Origin of the sequence: Variovorax sp. YR750 (assembly GCF_900109805.1) — a bacterium.
Lineage (GTDB): Bacteria > Pseudomonadota > Gammaproteobacteria > Burkholderiales > Burkholderiaceae_C > Variovorax > Variovorax gossypii.
Genome location: NZ_FOBJ01000020.1, coordinates 1 through 21,024, shown reverse-complemented (window position 1 = coordinate 21,024; position 21,024 = coordinate 1). Strand labels below are relative to the sequence as shown.

Here is a 21,024-nt window from a genome sequence, read left to right as displayed (position 1 = left end):
ATACTGGCCGCCCCGTGGCCACGGGCCATCCCCGAACCTTCATCAAGAGGTACTTCCATGGCACTGCAGATCCGCTCCCTCATCCGTTCCAGCGGCGAACTCGAACTCTCGCTGCATGACGACCCCATTCCCGAACCGCAGGCCCACGAGGTGGTGATCCGCGTCGAGGCCTCGCCGCTCAATCCGTCGGACCTGGGCCTGCTGTTCGGCGCGGCCGACATGAGCACGGCCAAGGCATCCGGCACCGCCGAGCGCCCCGTCGTCACAGCCACCGTGCCCGAGCGCGCGCTTCCCGCCATGAAGGCGCGGCTCGACCAGTCGATGCCGGTGGGCAACGAAGGCGCGGGCGTGGTGGTGAAGGCCGGCTCGTCGCCGGCCGCCCAGGCGCTGCTCGGCAAGACCGTGGCGGCCATCGGCGGCGCGATGTATTCGCAGTACCGCTGCCTCGCCGCCGCCCAGTGCCTGGAGCTGCCGGCGGGCACGACGGCAGCCGAGGGCGCGTCGTGCTTCGTCAACCCGCTCACCTCCCTCAGCATGGTCGAGACCATGCGCATGGAAGGCCACAAGGCGCTGGTGCACACGGCCGCCGCGTCCAACCTCGGCCAGATGCTCAACAAGATCTGCCAGAAGGACGGCATCGCCCTCGTCAACATCGTGCGCAAGCAGGAGCAGGAAGACCTGCTGCGCGGCCTGGGCGCCAAGTACGTGTGCAACGCGACCTCGCCCACCTTCCTCGAGGACCTGACGCAGGCCCTGGTCGAGACCGGCGCCACGCTGGCCTTCGACGCCACCGGCGGCGGCAAGCTCGCGGGGCAGATCCTCGGCTGCATGGAAGCGGCCCTCAACCGCACCGCCAAGGAATACAGCCGCTACGGCTCGACCACGCACAAGCAGGTATACATCTACGGCGGCCTCGACCGCGCTCCCACCGAGTTCGTGCGCAACTTCGGCATGGCCTGGGGCATGGGCGGATGGCTGCTGTTCCCGTTCCTGCAGAAGCTGGGCGACGCCGGCACGCAGCGCCTGAGGGCGCGCGTCGTCGCCGAGCTGAAGACGACCTTCGCGAGCCACTACACGCGCGAGGTGTCGCTGGTGGAGATGCTGCAGCTCGATGCGATCGGGGTGTATGGCAAGCAGGCTACGGGGGAGAAGTTCTTGCTGAATCCGAGCAAGGGCGTCGCGGCCTGAAAAAAAGGGCGGCCCTCGCGGACCGCCCTTCCAGGGCCATCAGCTCTTCACGAGCATGGCCATTTCACTCGCAGGCGCCACTGTGTAGTGGTCGAACTGCATCGTGTACTGCGCACGGCCCGAAGACAGCGCGCGCAGGTTGCCGATGTAGCCGAACATTTCCTTCAGCGGCACATGCGCCTCGACGACCGCGGCATTGCCGCGCATCGACTGGCCGCGAACCATGCCGCGCCGCCGGTTCAGGTCGCCGATGCAATCGCCGAGGTAGTCGGCGGGCGTGATGACTTCCACAGCCATCACCGGCTCCAGCATCTGCGGCCCGGCTTTCGCGGCCGCCTCGCGGAACGCCGCGGCTGCGGCCAGTTCGAACGCCATCGCCGACGAATCGCGCTCATGGTGGCTGCCGTCCACCAGCGTGGCCATGAAGTCCACGCAGGGGAAACCTGCCACCACGCCCGATTGCGCGGCACGGCGGATGCCCGCCTCGACCGCGGGAATGAATTCACGCGGAATGGCGCCACCCACCACCTGACTCTCGAACACGATGCCTTCACCTCGCGCCAGCGGCGCAAGGCGCAGCCTCAGCTCGGCGAACTGGCCGGGACCGCCGGTCTGCTTCCTGTGCACATGGTGCACCTCCGTTTCTCTCGATACCGTTTCTCGATAGGCGACCTGGGGCCGGCCCACCGACACTTCGACGCCGTACTTCGCGCGCAGCTTCTCGATGGACACGTCGAGCTGCAGCTCGCCCATGCCCGACAGGATCGTCTGGCCCGATTCGGCGTCCTGCCGCAGCTGCAGGCTCGGGTCTTCCCGAAGCATGGCCTGCAGCGCCTTCGACAGAGCCTGCTGGTCGGCTTGCGCCTTCGGCTCGATCGCGACGTGGATCACCGGCTCGGGCACGCTGATCTCCTCCAGATGCACCGGATGATTCCGGTCGCACAGCGTGTGGCCGGTCAGCGTGTCCTTCAATCCGACGATGGCCGCGATGTCGCCGGCCACGAGTTCGTCGCGCTCGATGCGGTCGTCCGCATGCACCTCGTACAGCCGTGCCGCGCGTTCGGTGCGGCCCGTCGCGGCGTTCAGCATCGTGTCGCCACGCTCGAGCTTGCCGCTGTAGACACGCACGAACACCATCGAGCCGTGGTCGTCGCTGGCGACCTTGAACGCGAGCGCCGCGAACGGTGCCTGCGGATCGCAGGTCATCGCCACTTCGCCCGGCCTTGGCAGCCAGTCGACGATCGCGTCGAGCAGCGGTTCCACGCCACGGTTGCGGTACGCCGAGCCGGCCAGCACGGGCACGAAGGCACCGGCCAGCACACCCTTGCGGATGCACGCACGCAGCACCTCGGCCGACGGTTCCTCACCGTTCAGATAGGCGACCATCGCCGCCTCGTCCTGTTCGACCGCGATCTCCACGAGCCGCGCGCGATGACGCTGCGCCGAAGCGAGCATCCCGGCCGGCACGTCGGCCATGCGATACGGTTGTCTCGCATCGTCCTTGTCCCAGACGAGCGCACGCATGCCGACCAGGTCGATCACGCCGCGGAAGTCGCCTTCCGAGCCGATGGGCAGTTGCACGGGCAGGGCCTTCACGCCCAGGCGTTCTTCCATCATCGCGACGACGCGCAGGAAGTCCGCACCGAGTCGGTCGAGCTTGTTCACGAAGGCGATGCGCGGCACGCGGTACCTGTCCGCGAGGCGCCAGTTCGTCTCGGTCTGCGGCTCCACGCCGGCCACGCCGTCGAACACGACGACCGCACCGTCGAGCACACGCAACGAGCGGTTCACTTCGATGTTGAAGTCGATGTGGCCGGGCGTGTCGATCAGGTTGATCTGCGCCCCGTTCCAGTGGACGGTGATGGCCGCGCTGCTGATGGTGATGCCGCGCTTCTGCTCCTGCGGATCGAAGTCCATGCGCGCCGTGCCGCGGCTCACGTCGCCGATGCGATGGCTCTCTCCCGCGTAGAACAGGATGCGCTCGGTGGTCGTGGTCTTGCCCGCGTCGACGTGGGCAATGATGCCGATGTTGCGGAGGTTTCTGGGTTTCGGGTTCATGACGAATCTTTCTTGTCTTCTTGTCGAAGCACGCACTGCGACGCTGTGCTTCGAAGGCCTGGTTGGCATGCGCCAGCCCCAGGCAGGAAAAATTCGCCTGAAGGGGCTAGCGACGAACGGTGTCGTGCTGGGTAGCGATGCGGCGGCCGGAGCCCGGGCGCACGGTGTCCACGCTCCGGCGGAGGCGAATCGTGGCGATCAGCTTGTCGTAGGTACGCATGGTGTTGTGAGGATGAAGGTGCGGAAAAACAAAACCCCGGAGGGACGAGCCTGCCGGGGTTTTCTTCAAGACCGGAAGGCGCAACGCCTTCCGAACGCGATCGAGGGCGATGTCAGGTGGCGATGAACGCCTCGATGGCTTGAGTGAATTTCATGGTGGGCGGGATTGTGGGGATCTCTGTTAACAAAGGCAAGCACCGCGATGCGTGGTGTTGGCCGGAAGTCACGGTAACGAATATGCGGCCTGCATCAAGTCCTGCAAGCCCTAGACCACCAGCCGATACCCCACGGCCGTCTCCGTCAACAGATGCCTCGGCTGCGCCGGATCGGCCTCCAGCTTCTGCCTCAGGTGCCCCATGTAGATGCGCAGGTAGTGGCTCTGGTCGGTGTACGACGGCCCCCACACCTCGCGCAGCAGCTGTCGCTGCGTCAGCACGCGCCCCGCGTTCGCGACCAGCACCGACAGCAGGCGGTACTCGGTCGGCGTCAGATGCACCTCGACGCCCGCGCGGCGCACGAGGCGCGCTGCGCGGTCGAGTTCGATCTCACCGAAACGGAACAGCGCCTCGGGCGCTTCGTCGACGGTGCCGCCCGTGGCGCGCGGGCGGCGCAGGTTGGCGCGCACACGGGCCAGCAGTTCGCCGGTGCCGAAGGGCTTGGTGAGGTAGTCGTCGGCGCCGGCGTCGAGCGCGGCGATCTTGTCGGCCTCGTCGGTGCGTGCCGACAGCACGATGATCGGCACGGCCGACCAGCCGCGCACGTCGCGGATCAGCGAAACGCCGTCGCCGTCGGGCAGCCCGAGGTCGAGCACGAGCAGGTCGGGCTGGCGCGTGCCCGCAGCCGCGAGTCCGTCGCGCAGCGTGCCGGCCTCGTGCACCGTCCAGCCTTCGGCCTCGAGCGCGCCGCGCACGAAGCGACGGATCTGCGGCTCGTCTTCGATCACGATGGCGGTAGGCGATGGCATGGGGTCAGATCTGGGCTTCGGCGGGTTCGGGCGGCTCGCGGCGCGGCAGCGTGACCGTGAATTCTGCACCGCCGTCGCGCGCATTCTCCGCAGTGATCTCGCCACAGTGCGCGCTCACCACCGCCTTGCAGATCGCCAGGCCCAGGCCCACGCCCGGCGTGGCGGACTCGGCCTCGCCGCGCGTGAACTTGTCGAAGAGCTTCTGCTCGTGCCCGAGCAGCGCTGCCGGGAGGCCGGGGCCGTGGTCGCGCACAGTCAGCACCAGCGCACCGGGCTCCGCACGCGCGCCGACCACGATGGGCGGCGCGCCGTACTTGGTGGCGTTCTCCAGCAGGTTGACCAGCACGCGCTCGATGAGCACCGCGTCGAATTCGACCAGCGGCAGCTCGGGGTCGAGCGCAGTCTGCACCACGGTGCTGCCCAGCGACGTGCGCGCCGCGCGGATGGCCGAGCCCACCACCTCTTCCACCGACTGCCAGTCGCGCCGCAGGTTCACCGCGCCGCCGGCGATGCCGCTTTCGAGCCGCGCCATGTCGAGCAGGTTGCTCACCAGCGCATGCAGCTCGTGCGCCTGCGCGACGATGGCGCGCGCGGCGTTGGCGTGCTCCTCGGGCGGCAGGGTCTGCAGCGATTCGGCCAGCGCGATGAGCGCCGTGAGCGGCGTGCGCACGTCGTGCGAGATGGCGCCAAGCAGCGCATTGCGCAGTCGTTCCGACTCCATCTCGACCACCGCCTGCTGCGCCACTTCGACATAGTGCACCCGCTCCAGCGCGATGGCGATCTGCCGCGCCAGCGTGTCGAGCTGCTGCGCCTGTTCGGGAATGAGCAGCCAGCGCGGCTGCGCGGGCGACAGCGCCAGCACGCCGCGCACGCGCATCGGCGCTTGCAGCGGCACGTAGTGCCAGGGCTGGGCCGCCAGCGTGGCGGTCGCGAGGCCGGCGCTCTGGCCATGGCGGAAGGCCCAGTCGGCCACCTGCGGATCGAAGCCATCGGGTGCGTCTGCGGGCATCACGAGCTGGTCGGCCGCGTCGGTCACCAGCACCAGCGCATCGCCGCCGAAGTGGCCCCGCACGGCGGCGGTGCCGAGCGTGACCACCTGCGAAGCCTCGAGCGCCGCCGAGAGTTCGCGCGTGAGCTCGAACAGCGAACGCGCACGCCGCTCGCGACTGGTCGACACGCCCGCCGCGAAACGCAGCCCGGCCGTGAGCTGCCCCACCAGCAGGCCGACGCCGAGCATGATCGCGAAGGTCAGCACGTACTGCACGTCGCTCACCGCGAACGACAGGCGCGGCGGCACGAAGAAATAGTCGAAGGCCGCGACGTTGAGCAAGGCCGCAAGCGCCGAAGGCCCGCGCCCGAAGCGCAGCGCGACTCCCACCACGCCGAGCAGGAACAGCATGACGATGTTCGACAGCTCCAGCACGCTGGCCAGCGGCGTGCACACCAGCGTGAGCGCGACGCTCGTGGCCGTGGCCCATGCGTAGGCCGGCCAGTGGATGGGCGCCTTCTCGTGGTCGTCGCTGTCGATGCGCGCGCCCTGCAGCGACGCGCGCGACAGGCGGCGCGAGCTGTCGGCGGGCGCGACTTCCATGATGTCGAGCGTCGGCGCACGTTGCGCCAGCGCGCGCGACAACGGCTGCGCCCCCGCACGCCACCAGCGGCGCCAGCCGGTCTCGGGCTGCGAGCGGCCCAGCACCAGCGTCGCGCAATTGAGCCTGCGCGCCTGCTCGGCCAGTTGCTCCGCCACGTCGGAGCCGGTGAGCACGGCGGTGGCCGCGCCCAGCTCTTCCGCCAGCTTGAGCACCGCGAGGATGCGGTCGCGTTCCGCGGCGGCCAGCCGCTGCAGCCGGGGCGTCTCGACGTACACCGCATGCCAGCGCACGTTGAGCTGCCCGGCCAGGCGAGCCGCGGTGCGCACGGTCTGCGCCGCGCCTTCGTGCGGGCCGACGCAAGCGAGGATCGCGCCCGAGGTGTTCCAGGCCTGCAGGCCCCGGCCGTTGCCGCCCGCGCCCGACTGCTCGACGCGCCAGCCGCGCACGTCGTCTTCCACGTGCTCGGCGGTGCGGCGCAGTGCGATCTCGCGCAACGCGATCAGGTTGCCCTTGCGGAAGAAGTTCTGCGCCGCGCGCTCGGCCTGCTGCGGCAGGTAGACCTTGCCGGCCGCGAGCCGGGCGGTGAGCTCGTCGGGCGTGACGTCGACCAGCACCACCTCGTCGGCCTCGTCGAGCACGGTGTCGGGCACGGTCTCGTGCACGCGCACGCCGGTGATCGCGCCGACCGTGCCGTTGAGGCTTTCGAGGTGCTGGACGTTGAGCGCCGACCACACCTCGATGCCCGCGGCCAGCAGCTCCTGCACGTCCTGCCAGCGCTTGGCATGGCGCGAGCCGGGGGCGTTGGTGTGGGCCAGTTCGTCGACCAGCAGCACTGCGGGCTTGCGGGCCAGTGCGGCGTCGAGGTCGAACTCGGCCAGGGTGCGGCCGCGATGGTCCAGCTCGCGCAGCGGCAGCGCCTCGAGCCCCGCGAGCAGCGCGGCGGTCTCGCTGCGGCCGTGGGTCTCGACCACGCCGATCAGCACGTCGCGCCCGGCTGCGCGTTCGCGCTGCGCAGCGCTGAGCATGGCCCAGGTCTTGCCGACGCCCGCGCTGGCGCCGAAATAGATGCGCAGCTTGCCGCGCTGGGCACGCGCCTCGTCGCTGCGCAGCTGCGCGAGCAGCGCGTCGGGGTCGGGGCGGAGCACTTCGTTCATCGGCGGAAGGAGGTTAGCGCATCGGCCGGTCCTTGCGGCGGCCCGCGTGGCGACCTGCGTGGCGCCGCGCCGTGCGCGACAGCACCCACCAGGCGAAGCCCAGCGGCACGAACAGCGCCGCCATGGCCAGCAGCGCAAGAAGCAGGTCAGTGACCATGGCGCAGGCCGCAGCGCGCGAGATGCTCGCGCCAGCTCACGAGCCGGCCGATCTCGCCTGAGGGCACGCACTCGATCAGCCGATGCAGCACGTCGGCATAGCGGCCGAGCGGCAAGCGGATCATCAGGCGCACGCAGGGCGCGTCGCTCTCCTGCGAGCTGCAGGCATGCAGCAGCGGCTCGCAGCGCACCACGCCGGCCTCGGGGCAGCCGGCGATGCTGCGGCGCACGCGCAGGGCGTCGGCGCAGCACACGGTGACGTCGAGCACGTAGAACGGGCTGCTGCCGGTGTTCATGGGAACGTGCGTTCTCGGCACGCCGGGGTGTTCTCGGTAGGCGGCATAGGCCATGGCTTGCTTCTCCTCAACGCGGTGTCGAAGGACTGAATGAACCGGAGGCGGCGTCGAGCGCGATGTTCAGCGCCAGCACGTTGACGCGCGTCTCGCCCAGGAAGCCCAGCAGGGGTTTCTGCGTGTTCCTGTCGATCAGCGACTGGACCTGCGCGAGCGGCATGCCGCGCACGCGCGCCACGCGCGCCGCCTGGTATTGCGCGGCGGCCGGGCTGATGTCGGGGTCGAGCCCGCTGGCCGAGGCCGTGACCAGGTCGACGGGCACCGGCGCGGTGTTGTCCGGATCGGCCGCACGCAGCGCTTCCACGCGCGCCTTCACCGCATCGGCCAGCGCGGGGTTGAGCGGCCCCTGGTTCGAGCCGCCCGAGGCGCTCGCGTTGTAGGGCTGCGGCGCGGTGGCCGACGGGCGACCCCAGAAGTGCTTCGGATCGCTGAAGTTCTGGCCGATGAGCTTCGAGCCCACCGTGGTGCCGTCGAGCACGATCAGGCTGCCGTCCGCCTGTGCGGGGAATGCCGTCTTCGCGACGCCGGTGACGGCCATCGGATAGATCAGGCCGGTGAGCGCGCTCAGCAGCACGAAGAGCACGAGCGCGGGGCGGACGATGCCGCCCTCGCTGCCATTGCTGTTGCCATTGACGATGTTGTTGTTCATGACGGAATACTCCTCAGACGAGATGGACGGCCACCAGCAGCCAGTCGATCAGCTTGATGCCGATGAAGGGCACCAGCAGGCCGCCCAGGCCGTAGATGGCGAGGTTGCGGCGCAGCAGCGCGGCGGCGCCCACCGGCCGGTAGCGCACGCCCTTGAGCGCCAGCGGAATCAGGAACACGATCACCAGCGCGTTGAAGATCACCGCGCTCAGGATCGCCGACGACGGGCTCGCGAGCCGCATCACGTTGAGCGCGCCCAGCTGCGGGTAGGTCGAGATGAAGATCGCCGGGATGATCGCGAAGTACTTCGCCACGTCGTTCGCGATCGAGAAGGTGGTGAGCGAGCCGCGCGTCATCAGCAGCGCCTTGCCGGTCTCCACCACCTCGAGCAGCTTGGTCGGGTTGGAATCGAGGTCGACCATGTTGCCGGCCTCCTTCGCGGCTTGCGTGCCGCTGCCCATGGCCACGGCCACGTCGGCCTGCGCGAGCGCGGGGGCGTCGTTGGTGCCGTCGCCGGTCATGGCCACCAGGCGGCCCTCGGACTGGTACTGGCGGATCAGCGCGAGCTTGTCCTCGGGCGTGGCCTCGGCCAGGAAGTCGTCCACGCCGGCTTCGGCGGCGATGGCCGCGGCCGTGAGCTTGTTGTCGCCGGTGATCATCACGGTCTTGATGCCCATGCGGCGCAGCTCGGCGAAGCGCTCCTTGATGTCGGTCTTGACGATGTCCTTGAGTTCGACCATGCCGAGCACGCGGTTGCCCTCGGCCACTGCCAGCGGCGTGCTGCCGCGGCGGGCGGCTTCCTCGGCCGCGCGCAGCACCTCGGGCGCCATCACGCCGCCGAGCGCTTCCACGTGGCGGCGCACCGCGTCGACCGCGCCCTTGCGCAGCAGCACTTCGTCGGTGTCCAGGCTGTTCGGCGCGGCCGGCAGGTCGACGCCGCTCATGCGGGTCTGCGCGGTGAAGGGCACGAAGCGCGCACCGTCGACGGGCGTGGTGTCCAGGCCGTCGCGACGGGCCAGCTCGACGATGCTGCGGCCCTCGGGCGTCTCGTCGGCCAGCGAGGCGAACATCGCGGCGCGCGCGAGGCGGGCCTTCGGGATGCCCGGTGCCGGCAGGAACGAAGTGGCCTGGCGGTTGCCGTGCGTGATGGTGCCGGTCTTGTCGAGCAGCAGCACGTCGACGTCGCCGGCGGCTTCCACGGCGCGGCCCGAGGTGGCGATCACGTTGGCCTGCATCATGCGGCTCATGCCGGCCACGCCCACGGCCGACAGCAGGCCGCCGATGGTGGTCGGGATCAGGCACACCAGCAGCGCGACCAGCGCGGTGAGCGACACCACAGTGCCGGCGCCCGCGGCTTCCACGCTGAAGATCGAGAACGGCAGCAGCGTGACCGTGACCACCAGGAACACGATGGTCAGCGCCACCAGCAGGATGGTCAGCGCGATCTCGTTGGGCGTCTTCTGGCGCTTGGCGGCCTCGACCATGCCGATCATGCGGTCGAGGAACGATTCGCCCGGGTTCACCGAGATGCGCACCACCAGCCAGTCGGACAGCACGCGGGTGCCGCCCGTCACGGCCGAGAAGTCGCCGCCCGATTCGCGCACCACGGGTGCCGATTCGCCGGTGATGGCGCTCTCGTCGACCGAGGCCACGCCTTCGATCACTTCGCCGTCGAGCGGGATCACGTCGCCGGTCTCGACCAGCACCACGTCGCCCTTGCGCAGGTTGGGCGCCTGCTCCGGCAGCCACTGCGCGCCGTGGTGCGGCTCGTGCAGCTTCTTGGCCCAGGTGTCCTTGCGCAGGCCGCGCAGCGAGGCGGCCTGCGCCTTGCTGCGGCCCTCGGCCAGCGCTTCGGCGAAATTGGCGAACAGCACGGTGAACCACAGCCAGATGGTCACGGCCAGCACGAAGGCGGGCTTCATGCCGGTGTCGCCCGGGAAGCTCAGCGCATGCACCCAGAGCACCGTCGTGAGGATGCTCCCGATGTAGACGATGAACATCACCGGGTTGCGCCACTGGGTGCGCGGGTTGAGCTTGGCGAAGGCGGCCCACAGCGCGGGCTTGACCAGCGCCGCATCGAGCAGCGAGAGGGAAGTTTTTGTTGTCTTGGCAGTCATGGTGCGCTCCTTCTCATTTCCAGAGCACGAGGTGTTCGACGATCGGGCCCAGGGCCAGCGCCGGCACGTAGTTGAGCAGGCCGACCAGCAGCACGGTGCCGATCAGCAGGGAGACGAACAGCGGGCCGTGCGTGGGCAGCGTGCCGCTGGTGACGGGTAGGCGCTTCTTGGCGGCAAGGGCGCCGGCCACGGCGAGCACCGGCACGATCATCGCGAAGCGGCCGAGCCACATGGCGAGCGCGAGCAGGCCGTTGTAGAAGGGCGTGTTGGCCGACAGGCCCGCGAAGGCGCTGCCGTTGTTGTTGGCGGCCGAGGTCAGCGCGTACAGGATTTCGGAGAAGCCGTGCGCGCCGGGGTTGGCGATGCCGGCCTTGCCGGCGTCCGCGATCACCGCCACCGCGGTGCCGGCCAGCACCAGGATAGGCGTGACCAGGATGGCGATGGAGATCAGCTTCATCTCGCGCACCTCGATCTTCTTGCCGAGGTACTCGGGCGTGCGGCCGATCATCAGGCCGGCGATGAACACCGCGAGCATCGCGAAGATCAGCATGCCGTAGAGGCCCGAACCCACGCCGCCGAAGACGACTTCGCCGAGCTGCATCAGCACCAGCGGCACCATGCCGCCCATCGGGGTGAGCGAGTCGTGCATGCCGTTGACCGCGCCGCACGAGGCGGCCGTGGTGATGGCCGCGAAGAGCGAGGAGGCATCGATGCCGAAGCGCACTTCCTTACCCTCCATGTTGCCGCCAGCCTGCAGCGCGCCCTGCACCTGGTCGACACCGAGCGAGGCCAGCAGCGGGTTGCCGGCCTGCTCCGCGGGCGTGATGACCATCACGGCGATCACGAACATGACCGTCATCGCCGCGAGCACGGCCCAGCCCTGGCGCATGTCGCCGACCACATGGCCGAAGGTGAAGCACAGCGCGGCCGGGATCAGGAAGATCGCGAGCATCTGCAGCAGGTTCACCAGCGCCGTCGGGTTCTCGTACGGATGCGCCGAGTTGGCGTTGAAGAAGCCGCCGCCGTTGGTGCCGAGCATCTTGATGGCTTCCTGCGAAGCGACCGGGCCCATGGCGAGCGTCTGCGTCTTGGTGGTGGCGTCTTCCATCACCGGCTGGCCCTTTTCGTCCTTCAGCGGTTGGCCGTCGGCGCCGTTCTTCGGCTGCTGGAAGGCGGTGGTCTCGAGCGTGCTCACTTCCTTGTAGGCGTCGAAGTTCTGGATCACGCCCTGGCCGGCGAAGACGACGGCGAGCACGAACGAGATCGGCACCAGCACCCACAGCGTGACGCGCGTGATGTCGGCCCAGAAGTTGCCGACCAGGCCCTTGCCATCGCCGCGCCGCGCGAAGCCGCGCACCAGCGCGAAGGCCACGGCGATGCCGGTGGCGGCCGACAGGAAGTTCTGCACCGTGAGGCCGAGCATCTGCGTGAGATAGCTCATGGTGGATTCACCGGCATAGCCCTGCCAGTTGGTGTTGGCCACGAAGCTCACCGCGGTGTTGAAGGCCGAGTCGGGCGACACGGCCGCCATGCCGGCGGGGTTGAGCGGCAGCCAGCCCTGCAGCCGCTGCAGGGCGTAGACGAAGATCGCGCCGATGGCATTGAAGGCCAGCAGCGCGAAGGCGTAGCGCAGCCAGTGCATCGACTGCTCGGGCTTCGTGCCCGCGAGCTTGTAGAGCGGCGCCTCGACGCGCTGCATCCAGCGCGGCACGCGCTCGTTGCACAGCGCGGCAAGGAACTTGCCGACCGGCCATGCGAGCAGTCCCAGCAGGACCAGGAAAAGGGCCAGCAGGCCCCAGGCGGAGGTGCTCATTTCAGAATTCCTCCGCGCAGATCAGCGCGAACACGAGGTAGGCAAAAAGAACCACGGCGATCAGCGCGCCGAAGCCGTAGAGAACCTGGAGGCTGATCACGATGACGCTCCATCGGCGGCGACGTTCGACGCCTTGTTCGACGGCTTAGGCGCATCGAGCCTGTTCAGCCCGACCACCATGGCTCCCACCACGGCCCATAGCGCCAGCAAGGCGCCCATCCAGACGATGTCCATACATCACTCCTGCAAACGAGAAAAGATGGGCTTCAGTCTCGGCAGTCGGGCGTCAAAACGGGGGAAAGAGTGGTGGGGTGGGCGTAAAGAAAGCGTAAAAACACCGGGCGCTGCGCCCTTGCGGTGGGGCCGGGAACGACCCGAGCCTCAACGCCGGGCCGGATTCCCCGCAGGGACACGACGCCCAAGACGGTCAGTACTTGAAGCCAGGTATCGGAATCGGACTGCAGTCCGGCGCATTCACCGGGTTCAGCTGGACAACGGCATAGTTCCCCTTTGATCGGAGGAGGTCCGGCGGGTAGACATTCGAGCTGGAATGGATGGGCAAGCCCTCCTGCAGGTTTTCCAGGACGCTGGCCACTGCATCGGCTCGGCGCCTTGCGAGTTCCTTTCGGCCCTTCTTCACCTCATTGCTCACGGCCACGCCCTCGACATCGGCGTCGCCATACTGGAACAAGCCGCGAACCTCAGCCAGCCAACTCGCGAGCCGCACGATCTGTTTCGACTCGAGTTGCGCGGAGTCTTCCTGGAAATCCAGCGTGATCTGAATCACCCGAGAACATGCCTGCGCGCCGGTGGAAGCCAGCATCAACGCCAGGACCAACGCTATCAACCTAGTCGCCATAGAGCACGTACCCTGTGATGCTGTCCGCGTTGACCCGCGCTTCTTCGGGGTGCGAGGCGAGACGCAGGCTTTGCCGCATATGTTCGACGGTGTCCTTTGAGGAAAAGGTGTCGTTGAAGTGAGTCACCTCGTGGATGAGCGTGCTGAGCTTGGAGTCGGTCGAAAAGGCAGCGTCGGGAATGCTGCAGAACCCAAGGGCGATGCCGATGGTGTGCGTTCTTGTGTCGGGCTTGCAGACCTCTGCGACAAGGCCCAATTTGTTGCCCGATGGCACGCATCCGACATTTCGCATGAGTTGTTCGGAGTAGCGCACGAAATTGTTGCAAGAGAGTCCTCTCAAGACACGATTGCAAGCCACGAGGCCGGAAAGCAGGTACTGCCGCATGGATTCGTCGCCCGCGCCAAACCATTTGACGGCACGTTCCTGCTCAGGCTCGCCCCACTTTTCCAGGTCCTTCAGCCGGACGTTGATAAGCCTGACTGCCTGATCGCGCAACTCCAGGACGAGGGTACAGAACTCCTTGTTCGTCAAGTTGGGGCAGATGTTCTCTGTCTGCTCGGCTTCGGGCGGATGCTCCACCATGCCATCAACGAGCTTCTTGCTTGCGGCAACAGTGGCGACGTCGCCCGTGAACCATCCCGGCACCGCCGTGAAGCGCGGCTCGAATTCATCCGCAGCCCAGGCCATTTCATCGTCGTAGACCGGCACATACGACAGCCTGGAAACAAGCGGCGGCGGCACCGGGCAGTGGCACACCACCACGTCGCCCTCGAGAGCTATCTCGGCGCCGTGGAAGCATCCCCTGCGAGGCCCGCCGGCCTTGGCAATGATGCCGACGCTGTTGCAGCCCTCGCAGTAGGCCCGCCCGCCGACGAGCGCGAAGCGGCTTTCGAAGACATCCGACATGTGGCCGTCATAGGGCACTACTGCGCCGCCCGGCGCCGGTGGATCACCCACCACGATCACCTTCCGCATCATTTCCGTGAATCTCCAGGTTGAGGTCAGCAACTTGTAGAGAGCCCGGGTTACGCCGCCACCAATCGCCGCGGGCAATCACCGGCGGAGCGACTTTTTTCACGGCATCTGATCGGCCCGACGGGATGAGAGGACTGTCACAACCCCGCTGCCTCGCACGTCTCAGGTCTGCGGTATTTCCCGCTCAACTCCTGGAGACCCAGACATGCACTGCCTTGCGCAAATAGCCCCGGCCTATGACGGCCATTGCGATGCCTTCATCGACAGGCAACCGGCATCAACAAATAATCAAAGCATTTTCTTTGATTAATAATGGACGTCGTATGAACAAGCAATCAAGGGCCTGGCTGGGTGCCGGCCTCGCGACATTGGTATTGGGAGGCGCCGGCTTCGGGCTCGCCACGAAGCTCAGGCCGGCACATGCGGAGGGTGGAGGCGGCATGCCGCCCGCCAAGGTGGCGGTAGCCGCCGCGCAGAAGACGGAAGTGGCGCGCTTCCTCGGCGGCATCGGCACGCTGGAGGCCAACCGGCAGGTGGAGGTGCCGGCCGAGGTGGAGGGGCGCATCGCGAAGATCCTCTTCACGCCCGGCACCGAGGTACGGGCCGGGCAGGTGCTGGTGCAGCTCAACGACGCGCCCGAGCAGGGCGACCTGGAGCGCCTGACGGCCCAGCGCGCCAATGCGAAGGCGCTGCTGGAGCGCACCCGCCGGCTGGTGCCGCAGCAGGCCGCCACGCAGGAGCAGCTCGAGCAGGCGCAGGCCGCGTTCGACCAGGCCAGCGGCGAGCTGCGCCGCGTGCAGGCGCTGCTCGACCAGAAGCGCATCAAGGCGCCCTTCGACGGCGTGCTGGGCATCCGCCGCGTCAATCTCGGCCAGTTCGTGCGGGCCGGCGACGCGCTGGTCTCCCTCACCGACAGCCGCACGCTGTTCGCCAACCTCACGCTGCCCGAAACCGCCCTGCCCGTGCTCAAGCGCAACCAGCAGGTGGCGCTTTCGGTCGACGCGTATCCGGGCCGCGTGTTCCAGGGCAGGCTGAGCACCATCGAGCCGCAGATCGGCAGCGACACGCGCACCGTGCGCCTGCAGGCCACCATCGACAACGCCGACGGCGCGCTCACGCCGGGCATGTTCGTCAACGGCAAGGTCGCGCTGCCCGCACGGGCCGACGCCATCACGGTGCCCGAGACCGCCATCACCTACAGCACGCACGGCGACTCGGTCTTCGTGGTGCGGCCCGCCGAGAAAGGCGACGGCTTCACCGCGCAGCAGGTGTTCGTGAAAGCCGGCGAGCGGCAGGACGGCCTGGTCGTGATCGAGAAGGGCCTCTCGCCCGGCGACAGGGTCGTCACCTCCGGCCAGCTTCGCCTCTACACCGGCGCGCCTGTGATGCCGACGGCGAAGGACACGCTGGCCCTCGCGCAGGAAGCCAAGTCATGAAGTTCACCGACCTCTTCGTGCGCCGGCCCGTGCTGGCGCTGGTAGTGAGCACGCTCATCCTGCTGCTGGGCGCGCGCGCCCTGGGCGACCTGCCGGTGCGGCAGTACCCGCTGACCGAGAGCACCACGCTCACCATCACCACGCAGTACCCCGGCGCCTCGCCGGAGCTGATGCAGGGCTTCGTCACGCAGCCGATCGCGCAGGCGGTGGCGACCATCGAGAACGTCGACTACCTCTCGTCGTCGTCCACGCTGGGCCGCAGCGTGATCAGCGTGCGCATGAAGCTCAACGCCGACGCCAACCAGGCGCTCACGCAGGCGATGGCGCAGGTCAGCCAGGTGAAGTACCGGCTGCCGGCCGAGGCCTTCGACCCGGTGATCCTGAAGTCGTCGGGCGAGGCCACGGCCGTGGCCTACGTGGGCTTCTCCAGCAAGACGATGCCGATGCCGGCGCTCACCGACTATCTCTCGCGCGTGGTGCAGCCGCAGTTCGCCTCCATCACCGGTGTCTCCGGCGTGGAAGTGTCGGGCGGGCAGACGCTGGCGATGCGCGTGTGGCTCGACCCCAACCGCATGGCCGCGCGCGGCATCTCGGCCGGCGAGCTGGCCGACGCGCTGCGCCAGAACAACGTGCAGGCCGCGCCCGGGCAGGTGAAGGGCCTGTACGTGGTGTCGAACATCCGCGTGAACACCGACCTGGTGAATGTTGCCGAGTTCCGAGACATGGTCATCAAGCGCGAGGGTGACGCCATCGTTCGCCTGGGCGACGTGGCCACCGTGGAACTCGGCGCGGCCAGCGCCGACAGCAGCGCGACCATGGACGGCGTGCCCGCCATCTACCTCGGCCTGCAGGCCGCGCCCAACGGCAACCCGCTGGTGATCGTCAAGCGCATCCGCGAACTGCTGCCCGGCATCAAGCAGAACCTGCCGCCGGGCGTGGAGGTGCAGCTGCCCTTCGAGCTGGCCCGCTTCATCGAGGCCTCCATCGACGAGGTGCGCCACACGCTGCTGGAGGCCATCGCCATCGTGGTGATCGTGATCTTCCTGTGCCTGGGTTCGGTGCGCGCGGTGCTGATTCCGGTGGTGACCATTCCGCTGTCGATGCTGGGCGCCGCCGCGCTAATGCTGCTGTTCGGCTTCAGCATCAACCTGCTGACGCTGCTGGCGATGGTGCTGGCCATCGGGCTGGTGGTGGACGACGCCATCGTGGTGGTGGAGAACGTGCACCGCCACATCGAGGAAGGCAAGTCGCGCGTGCAGGCCGCATTGATCGGCGCGCGCGAGGTGGCCGGCCCGGTGATCGCGATGACGCTCACGCTGGCTGCGGTGTATGCGCCCATCGGCCTCATGGGCGGGCTCACAGGCTCGCTCTTCAGGGAGTTCGCCTTCACGCTGGCGGGCGCGGTGGTGGTGTCGGGCGTGATCGCGCTCACGCTGTCGCCGGTGATGAGCTCGTTCCTGCTGCCGCAGGACGCAACGGGCAGCCGCATGGCGCGCGCCGCCGAGAGCTTCTTCCACCGCCTGGCCACGGGCTACGGCAAGCTGCTGGACGTGTCGCTGCACCACCGCTGGGCGACCGGCATCTTCGCGGCGCTGGTGCTGGCGAGCCTGCCCTTCCTCTACAACGCGGCGCAGCGCGAGCTGGCGCCGGGCGAGGACCAGGCCATGGTGCTCACCGCCATCAAGTCGCCGCAGCACGCCAACATCGACTACGTCGAGAAGTTCGGCAAGAAGTGGGACGACGTGTTCGCCTCGCTGCCCGAGAACACCGGCCGCTGGCTCATCAACGGCTCGGACGGCGTCTCCAACAGCATCGGCGGCGTGCAGCTTTCCGACTGGAAGGACCGCAAGCGCAATGCCGACCAGATCCAGGGCGACACGCAGGGCCGCATGAACGAGGTGGAAGGCAGCAGCGTCTTCGCGTTCCAGCTGCCCTCGCTGCCGGGCTCCACCGGCGGGCTGCCGGTGCAGATGGTGATCCGCAGCGCGGGCGACCACCGCACCGTGTTCGAGGCCATGGAGGCGCTGAAGAAGTCGGCGCGCGACAGCGGCAAGTTCATCGTGGTCGACAGCGACCTGGAGTTCAACAACCCCACGGTCGAGATCCGCGTGGACCGCGCCAAGGCCAACAGCATGGGCGTGACGATGAAGTCCATCGGCGACACGCTGGCGGTGCTGGTGGGCGAGAACTACGTCAACCGCTTCGGCATGGACGGCCGCTCGTACGACGTGATCCCGCAGTCGCCGCGCGAGCAGCGGCTGACGGCCGAGGCGCTCTCGCGCTACTTCGTGAAGAGCGCGAGCGGCCAGCCCGTGCCGCTGGCCAACCTGGTGCAGCTTTCGACCAGCGTCGGGCCCAACAAGCTCACGCAGTTCAACCAGCTCAACGCGTCCACCTTCCAGGCCATTCCGGCACCGGGCGTAACCATGGGCGACGCGGTGGCCTTCCTCAGCGAGGAGGCGAAGAAGCTGCCGGCCGGCTTCAGCTACGACTGGCAGTCGGACGCGCGGCAGTTCACGCAGGAAGGCTCGGCGCTGGTGATGGCCTTCGTGTTCGCCATCGTCGTCATCTACCTGGTGCTTGCGGCGCAGTACGAGAGCCTGCGCGACCCGCTGATCATTTTGATCAGCGTGCCGATGTCGATCTGCGGGGCGCTGGTGCCGCTGGCACTGGGCTTCGGCACCATCAACATCTACACGCAGATCGGGCTGGTGACGCTGATCGGGCTCATCAGCAAGCACGGCATCCTGATGGTGGAGTTCGCCAACGAGATCCAGATGCGCAAGGGCCTCGACCGGCGCTCGTCCATCGAGGAGGCCGCGCGCATCCGGCTGCGCCCGATTCTGATGACCACGGCCGCGATGGTGGTGGGCCTGGTGCCGCTGCTGTTCGCAAGCGGGGCCGGCGCCAACAGCCGCTTCAGCATCGGCCTGGTGATCGTGGTCGGCATGCTGGTGGGGACGCTGTTCACGCTGTTCGTGCTGCCCACCATGTACACGCTGCTGGCGCGCGACCACCGCGCGGAGGGCCGCTCGCAGCGCGCGGCCGAGCTCGAGGCGCTGGCCGAAGGAGCATGACCATGAAACGACTCTTTTCCTATACGGCCCCCTTCGCCTTGAGCCTGCTGGTGCTGGCCGGCTGCGCCGTCGGGCCCGACTACAAGGCACCGGCCGACGCGCCGGTGGCCATCCGGGCACCCGAGCGTTCGCTTTTCGCAAACGACGCGGTGCAGCGCGACTGGTGGCGCCAGCTCGACGATCCGCAGCTCGATGCGCTGGTCGACCGTGCGCTGGCCGAGAACCACGACATCCGCATCGCGCAGGCGCGGCTGCTGGAGGCGCGCGCCGTGCAGACCGAAGCCGAACTCGACCGCCTGCCGGTCGTCACCGCGAGCGCGAGCAAGACGCGCAGCATCGCGCAGGGCAACAGCGGTGCGCAGCCCGATGTGCGTTCGCTCTCGCAGAGCAGCCGTGCCGGCTTCGACGCCTCGTGGGAGATCGACCTGTTCGGCCGCCTGAAGCGGCTCGACGAGGCCGCCACCGCGCGCGCCGAGGCCAGCGCGGCCGATCTCGAACAGGTGCGCATCGTCGCGGTGGCCGAACTGGCGCGCAACTACTACGAGATGCGCGGCGCCGAGCAGCGCATCGCCGTGACGCGCCGAACCCTCGACAGCCTGCGCCAGAGCCTGCGCGTGACCGAGGCGCAGGTGCAGACCGGCCGCGGCCTCGAAGGCGACCTCGCGAGCGCGCAGGCCAACCTCGCGGCCACCGAAGGCGATCTGCCCACGCTCGAGACTACGCGCCGGCAGGCCGCCTACCGCGTCGCGGTGCTGGCCGGCCTGCGCCCCGGCGAGCTGGAGCCCATGCTGCAGCCGCGCCAGCTGCGCGTGCTCGACAAGCGCCTGCCCGTCGGCGACCTGGCCGAGCTGCTGCGCCGCCGCCCCGACGTGCTGCGCGCCGAGCGCGGCCTCGCGGCCAGCACGGCCGACGTGGGCGCGGTCACGGCCGAGCTGTATCCGCGCTTCGACATCGGCGGCTTCCTGGGCTTCGTCGCGCTGCGGGGCTCCGACCTCGGCAGTTCGTCGAGCCGCGCATTCAGCGTGACGCCGGGCGTGAGCTGGCCGGCCCTGCGGCTGGGCTCGGTGAAGGCCCGCGTGCGCGGTGCCGAAGCCCGCGCCCAGGGCGACCGGGCGCTCTACGAGCAGACCGTGCTGCGCGCCATCGAGGACGTGGAAGGCGCCCTCACCGGCTACGGCCAGAACCAGCTGCGCCTGCAGCGGCTGGTGGAAGCCTCGGCCCGCAGCAGCCGTGCCGCCGAGCTGGCCGAGGTGCGCTACCGCGAGGGCGCCGCCCCCTACCTGAGCGTGCTCGATGCCCAGCGCACCCTGCTGCGCGCGCAGGACGCGGTGGCACAGGCCGAGACCGCCTCGTACACCAGCCTCGTCGCGCTTTACAAGGCACTGGGTGGCGGCTGGCAAGCACCCGCGGTGGCAGGGGGAGCGCCAACCACCTGACAATGGTGCTGTTTTCCATGTCCGAAGCCGCCATGTCCACCCCCGATGCAAAGCCAACCTGGATGCCGCACCAGCCGGCAGACCGCATCCTCTCGACGCTCAAGACCCGCGGCGCGCTCGGCATTCCCGACATCGCCAAGGTGCTCAACGTCACGGTGGAGGCGGTGCGCCAGCAGATGGCCAAGCTCGAGGCCGAAGGGCTGGTCGACTCCGAGAGCCGCTCCAGCGGCCGGGGCCGGCCCACGCAGATCTGGCGGCTAACCGGGGAAGGCCACAAGCGCTTTCCCGACACGCACGCTGAGATGACGGTGCAGATGATCAGCGCCGTCATCAGCGTGTTCGGGCAGAAGGGCATGGACCAGCTCATCGGCGCGCGCGAAGCCACCATGCGCGCCAACTACACCGAGGCCATGCGCGGCGCGCGCAGCCTCAAGACGCGGCTGGAGCGGCTGGCCGAGATCCGCAGCCGCGAGGGCTACATGGCCGAGTTCCGGCCCGACGAGCAGGGCAGCGGCTTTCTCTTCATCGAGAACCACTGCCCCATCTGCACCGCGGCGCAGGCCTGCACGGGCTTCTGCCGCAGCGAACTGCAGCTCTTCGACGAAGTGCTGGGGCCCGACGTGAGCGTCAGCCGCGTCGAGCATGTGCTGGCGGGCGCGCGACGATGCGCCTACCGGGTCGAACCCAAGGCGAACGCCTGAATCCCTTTTCTTTTTTCACAACCACCCACGAGGAAATCACGATGGAACACAAGCTCCCACCCCTGCCCTACGCGCTCGACGCACTGGCGCCCGAGTACTCGCAGGAAACCCTCGAGTACCACTACGGCAAGCACCACAACGCCTACGTGGTGAACCTCAACAACCTGCAGAAGGGCACCGAATTCGAATCGATGACGCTCGAGGAGATCGTCAAGAAGTCCAGCGGCGGCATCTACAACAACGCCGCGCAGATCTGGAACCACACCTTCTTCTGGAA

General features: G+C 68.5%; 17 protein-coding genes and 1 pseudogene. 6 read left to right on the top strand and 12 right to left on the bottom strand.

What is annotated here, in order from left to right; all coding sequences use genetic code 11:
- Positions 1 to 57: 57 nt before the first annotated feature.
- Positions 58 to 1,188, top strand: a complete 1,131-nt coding sequence (locus BMY35_RS32485; protein WP_093208270.1) for a zinc-binding dehydrogenase — start codon at positions 58 to 60, stop codon at positions 1,186 to 1,188.
- 39 nt (positions 1,189 to 1,227) lie between these two features.
- Here BMY35_RS32485 and fusA read toward each other — a convergent pair whose 3' ends face one another.
- The 12 genes from fusA to BMY35_RS32435 all read right to left on the bottom strand — a co-directional run bounded on the left by fusA (position 1,228) and on the right by BMY35_RS32435 (position 14,100).
- On the bottom strand, positions 1,228 to 3,246 hold the full coding sequence (gene fusA, locus BMY35_RS32480) for an elongation factor G (RefSeq protein ID WP_093208268.1): 2,019 nt from the start codon (positions 3,244 to 3,246) through the stop codon (positions 1,228 to 1,230).
- Positions 3,247 to 3,730: 484 nt separating this feature from the next.
- Complete coding sequence (gene kdpE, locus BMY35_RS32475) at positions 3,731 to 4,429, bottom strand: two-component system response regulator KdpE (RefSeq protein ID WP_093208265.1); 699 nt, start codon at positions 4,427 to 4,429, stop codon at positions 3,731 to 3,733.
- A gap of 4 nt (positions 4,430 to 4,433) precedes the next feature.
- Positions 4,434 to 7,175, bottom strand: coding sequence for a DUF4118 domain-containing protein (locus tag BMY35_RS32470; protein ID WP_093208263.1), 2,742 nt, complete (start codon positions 7,173 to 7,175; stop codon positions 4,434 to 4,436).
- Between the two features lie 13 nt (positions 7,176 to 7,188).
- Positions 7,189 to 7,332, bottom strand: a complete 144-nt coding sequence (locus BMY35_RS38450; protein ID WP_176947647.1) for a hypothetical protein — start codon at positions 7,330 to 7,332, stop codon at positions 7,189 to 7,191.
- Complete coding sequence (locus BMY35_RS32465; protein WP_093208260.1) at positions 7,322 to 7,681, bottom strand: hypothetical protein; 360 nt, start codon at positions 7,679 to 7,681, stop codon at positions 7,322 to 7,324. Before BMY35_RS32465 ends, BMY35_RS38450 begins: the two co-directional genes overlap by 11 nt.
- A gap of 13 nt (positions 7,682 to 7,694) precedes the next feature.
- Entirely contained in the window at positions 7,695 to 8,333 is a 639-nt protein-coding gene (kdpC, locus tag BMY35_RS32460; RefSeq protein WP_093208259.1) for a potassium-transporting ATPase subunit KdpC, read from the bottom strand.
- Positions 8,334 to 8,346: 13 nt separating this feature from the next.
- The gene (kdpB, locus tag BMY35_RS32455) at positions 8,347 to 10,449 is read right to left on the bottom strand and encodes a potassium-transporting ATPase subunit KdpB (RefSeq protein ID WP_093208257.1); all 2,103 of its coding nucleotides are present in this window, start codon (positions 10,447 to 10,449) and stop codon (positions 8,347 to 8,349) included.
- Between the two features lie 13 nt (positions 10,450 to 10,462).
- Positions 10,463 to 12,262, bottom strand: coding sequence for a potassium-transporting ATPase subunit KdpA (gene kdpA, locus BMY35_RS32450; protein ID WP_093208255.1), 1,800 nt, complete (start codon positions 12,260 to 12,262; stop codon positions 10,463 to 10,465).
- Between the two features lies 1 nt (position 12,263).
- Positions 12,264 to 12,362 carry a K(+)-transporting ATPase subunit F gene (gene kdpF / locus BMY35_RS32445; RefSeq protein ID WP_093208253.1) on the bottom strand — a complete coding sequence of 33 codons (99 nt, stop codon included), beginning with the start codon at positions 12,360 to 12,362 and terminating at the stop codon, positions 12,264 to 12,266.
- Positions 12,359 to 12,496 (bottom strand): hypothetical protein, encoded by a 138-nt coding sequence (locus BMY35_RS38445; protein WP_177213760.1) that lies wholly within the window; start codon positions 12,494 to 12,496, stop codon positions 12,359 to 12,361. The genes kdpF and BMY35_RS38445 overlap by 4 nt, the downstream gene beginning before the upstream one ends.
- 193 nt (positions 12,497 to 12,689) lie before the next feature.
- Positions 12,690 to 13,085 carry an OmpA family protein gene (locus BMY35_RS32440; protein WP_177213759.1) on the bottom strand — a complete coding sequence of 132 codons (396 nt, stop codon included), beginning with the start codon at positions 13,083 to 13,085 and terminating at the stop codon, positions 12,690 to 12,692.
- A gap of 25 nt (positions 13,086 to 13,110) precedes the next feature.
- On the bottom strand, positions 13,111 to 14,100 hold the full coding sequence (locus tag BMY35_RS32435; protein ID WP_093208247.1) for a M35 family metalloendopeptidase: 990 nt from the start codon (positions 14,098 to 14,100) through the stop codon (positions 13,111 to 13,113).
- A 320-nt stretch (positions 14,101 to 14,420) separates the two neighbouring features.
- On the opposite strand from BMY35_RS32435, the gene BMY35_RS32430 reads away from it, so the two are divergent.
- From BMY35_RS32430 to BMY35_RS32410, 5 genes and pseudogenes are all read left to right on the top strand, one after another.
- Positions 14,421 to 15,533 (top strand): efflux RND transporter periplasmic adaptor subunit, encoded by a 1,113-nt coding sequence (locus tag BMY35_RS32430; protein ID WP_093208245.1) that lies wholly within the window; start codon positions 14,421 to 14,423, stop codon positions 15,531 to 15,533.
- Positions 15,530 to 18,610: a MexW/MexI family multidrug efflux RND transporter permease subunit gene (locus BMY35_RS32425; protein WP_093208241.1), complete on the top strand. Its 3,081-nt coding sequence runs from the start codon at positions 15,530 to 15,532 to the stop codon at positions 18,608 to 18,610. The genes BMY35_RS32430 and BMY35_RS32425 overlap by 4 nt, the downstream gene beginning before the upstream one ends.
- Positions 18,607 to 20,046 carry an efflux transporter outer membrane subunit gene (locus BMY35_RS32420; RefSeq protein ID WP_093207483.1) on the top strand — a complete coding sequence of 480 codons (1,440 nt, stop codon included), beginning with the start codon at positions 18,607 to 18,609 and terminating at the stop codon, positions 20,044 to 20,046. Before BMY35_RS32425 ends, BMY35_RS32420 begins: the two co-directional genes overlap by 4 nt.
- A gap of 32 nt (positions 20,047 to 20,078) precedes the next feature.
- Positions 20,079 to 20,747 carry a helix-turn-helix transcriptional regulator gene (locus tag BMY35_RS32415; protein ID WP_093208512.1) on the top strand — a complete coding sequence of 223 codons (669 nt, stop codon included), beginning with the start codon at positions 20,079 to 20,081 and terminating at the stop codon, positions 20,745 to 20,747.
- A 41-nt stretch (positions 20,748 to 20,788) separates the two neighbouring features.
- A pseudogene (locus BMY35_RS32410) lies at positions 20,789 to 21,024 on the top strand (superoxide dismutase [Fe]); the annotation flags it as partial.

What these genes read in the sequence shown, in the direction of transcription:
- BMY35_RS32485 (WP_093208270.1), top strand. Translation starts at nt 58, where the DNA reads ATGGCACTGCAGATCCGCTCCCTCATCCGTTCCAGCGGCGAACTCGAA.
- fusA (WP_093208268.1), bottom strand. Translation starts at nt 3,246, where the DNA reads ATGAACCCGAAACCCAGAAACCTCCGCAACATCGGCATCATTGCCCAC.
- kdpE (WP_093208265.1), bottom strand. Translation starts at nt 4,429, where the DNA reads ATGCCATCGCCTACCGCCATCGTGATCGAAGACGAGCCGCAGATCCGT.
- BMY35_RS32470 (WP_093208263.1), bottom strand. Translation starts at nt 7,175, where the DNA reads ATGAACGAAGTGCTCCGCCCCGACCCCGACGCGCTGCTCGCGCAGCTG.
- BMY35_RS38450 (WP_176947647.1), bottom strand. Translation starts at nt 7,332, where the DNA reads ATGGTCACTGACCTGCTTCTTGCGCTGCTGGCCATGGCGGCGCTGTTC.
- BMY35_RS32465 (WP_093208260.1), bottom strand. Translation starts at nt 7,681, where the DNA reads ATGGCCTATGCCGCCTACCGAGAACACCCCGGCGTGCCGAGAACGCAC.
- kdpC (WP_093208259.1), bottom strand. Translation starts at nt 8,333, where the DNA reads ATGAACAACAACATCGTCAATGGCAACAGCAATGGCAGCGAGGGCGGC.
- kdpB (WP_093208257.1), bottom strand. Translation starts at nt 10,449, where the DNA reads ATGACTGCCAAGACAACAAAAACTTCCCTCTCGCTGCTCGATGCGGCG.
- kdpA (WP_093208255.1), bottom strand. Translation starts at nt 12,262, where the DNA reads ATGAGCACCTCCGCCTGGGGCCTGCTGGCCCTTTTCCTGGTCCTGCTG.
- BMY35_RS38445 (WP_177213760.1), bottom strand. Translation starts at nt 12,496, where the DNA reads ATGGACATCGTCTGGATGGGCGCCTTGCTGGCGCTATGGGCCGTGGTG.
- BMY35_RS32440 (WP_177213759.1), bottom strand. Translation starts at nt 13,085, where the DNA reads ATGCTGGCTTCCACCGGCGCGCAGGCATGTTCTCGGGTGATTCAGATC.
- BMY35_RS32435 (WP_093208247.1), bottom strand. Translation starts at nt 14,100, where the DNA reads ATGATGCGGAAGGTGATCGTGGTGGGTGATCCACCGGCGCCGGGCGGC.
- BMY35_RS32430 (WP_093208245.1), top strand. Translation starts at nt 14,421, where the DNA reads ATGAACAAGCAATCAAGGGCCTGGCTGGGTGCCGGCCTCGCGACATTG.
- BMY35_RS32425 (WP_093208241.1), top strand. Translation starts at nt 15,530, where the DNA reads ATGAAGTTCACCGACCTCTTCGTGCGCCGGCCCGTGCTGGCGCTGGTA.
- BMY35_RS32420 (WP_093207483.1), top strand. Translation starts at nt 18,607, where the DNA reads ATGACCATGAAACGACTCTTTTCCTATACGGCCCCCTTCGCCTTGAGC.
- BMY35_RS32415 (WP_093208512.1), top strand. Translation starts at nt 20,079, where the DNA reads ATGTCCACCCCCGATGCAAAGCCAACCTGGATGCCGCACCAGCCGGCA.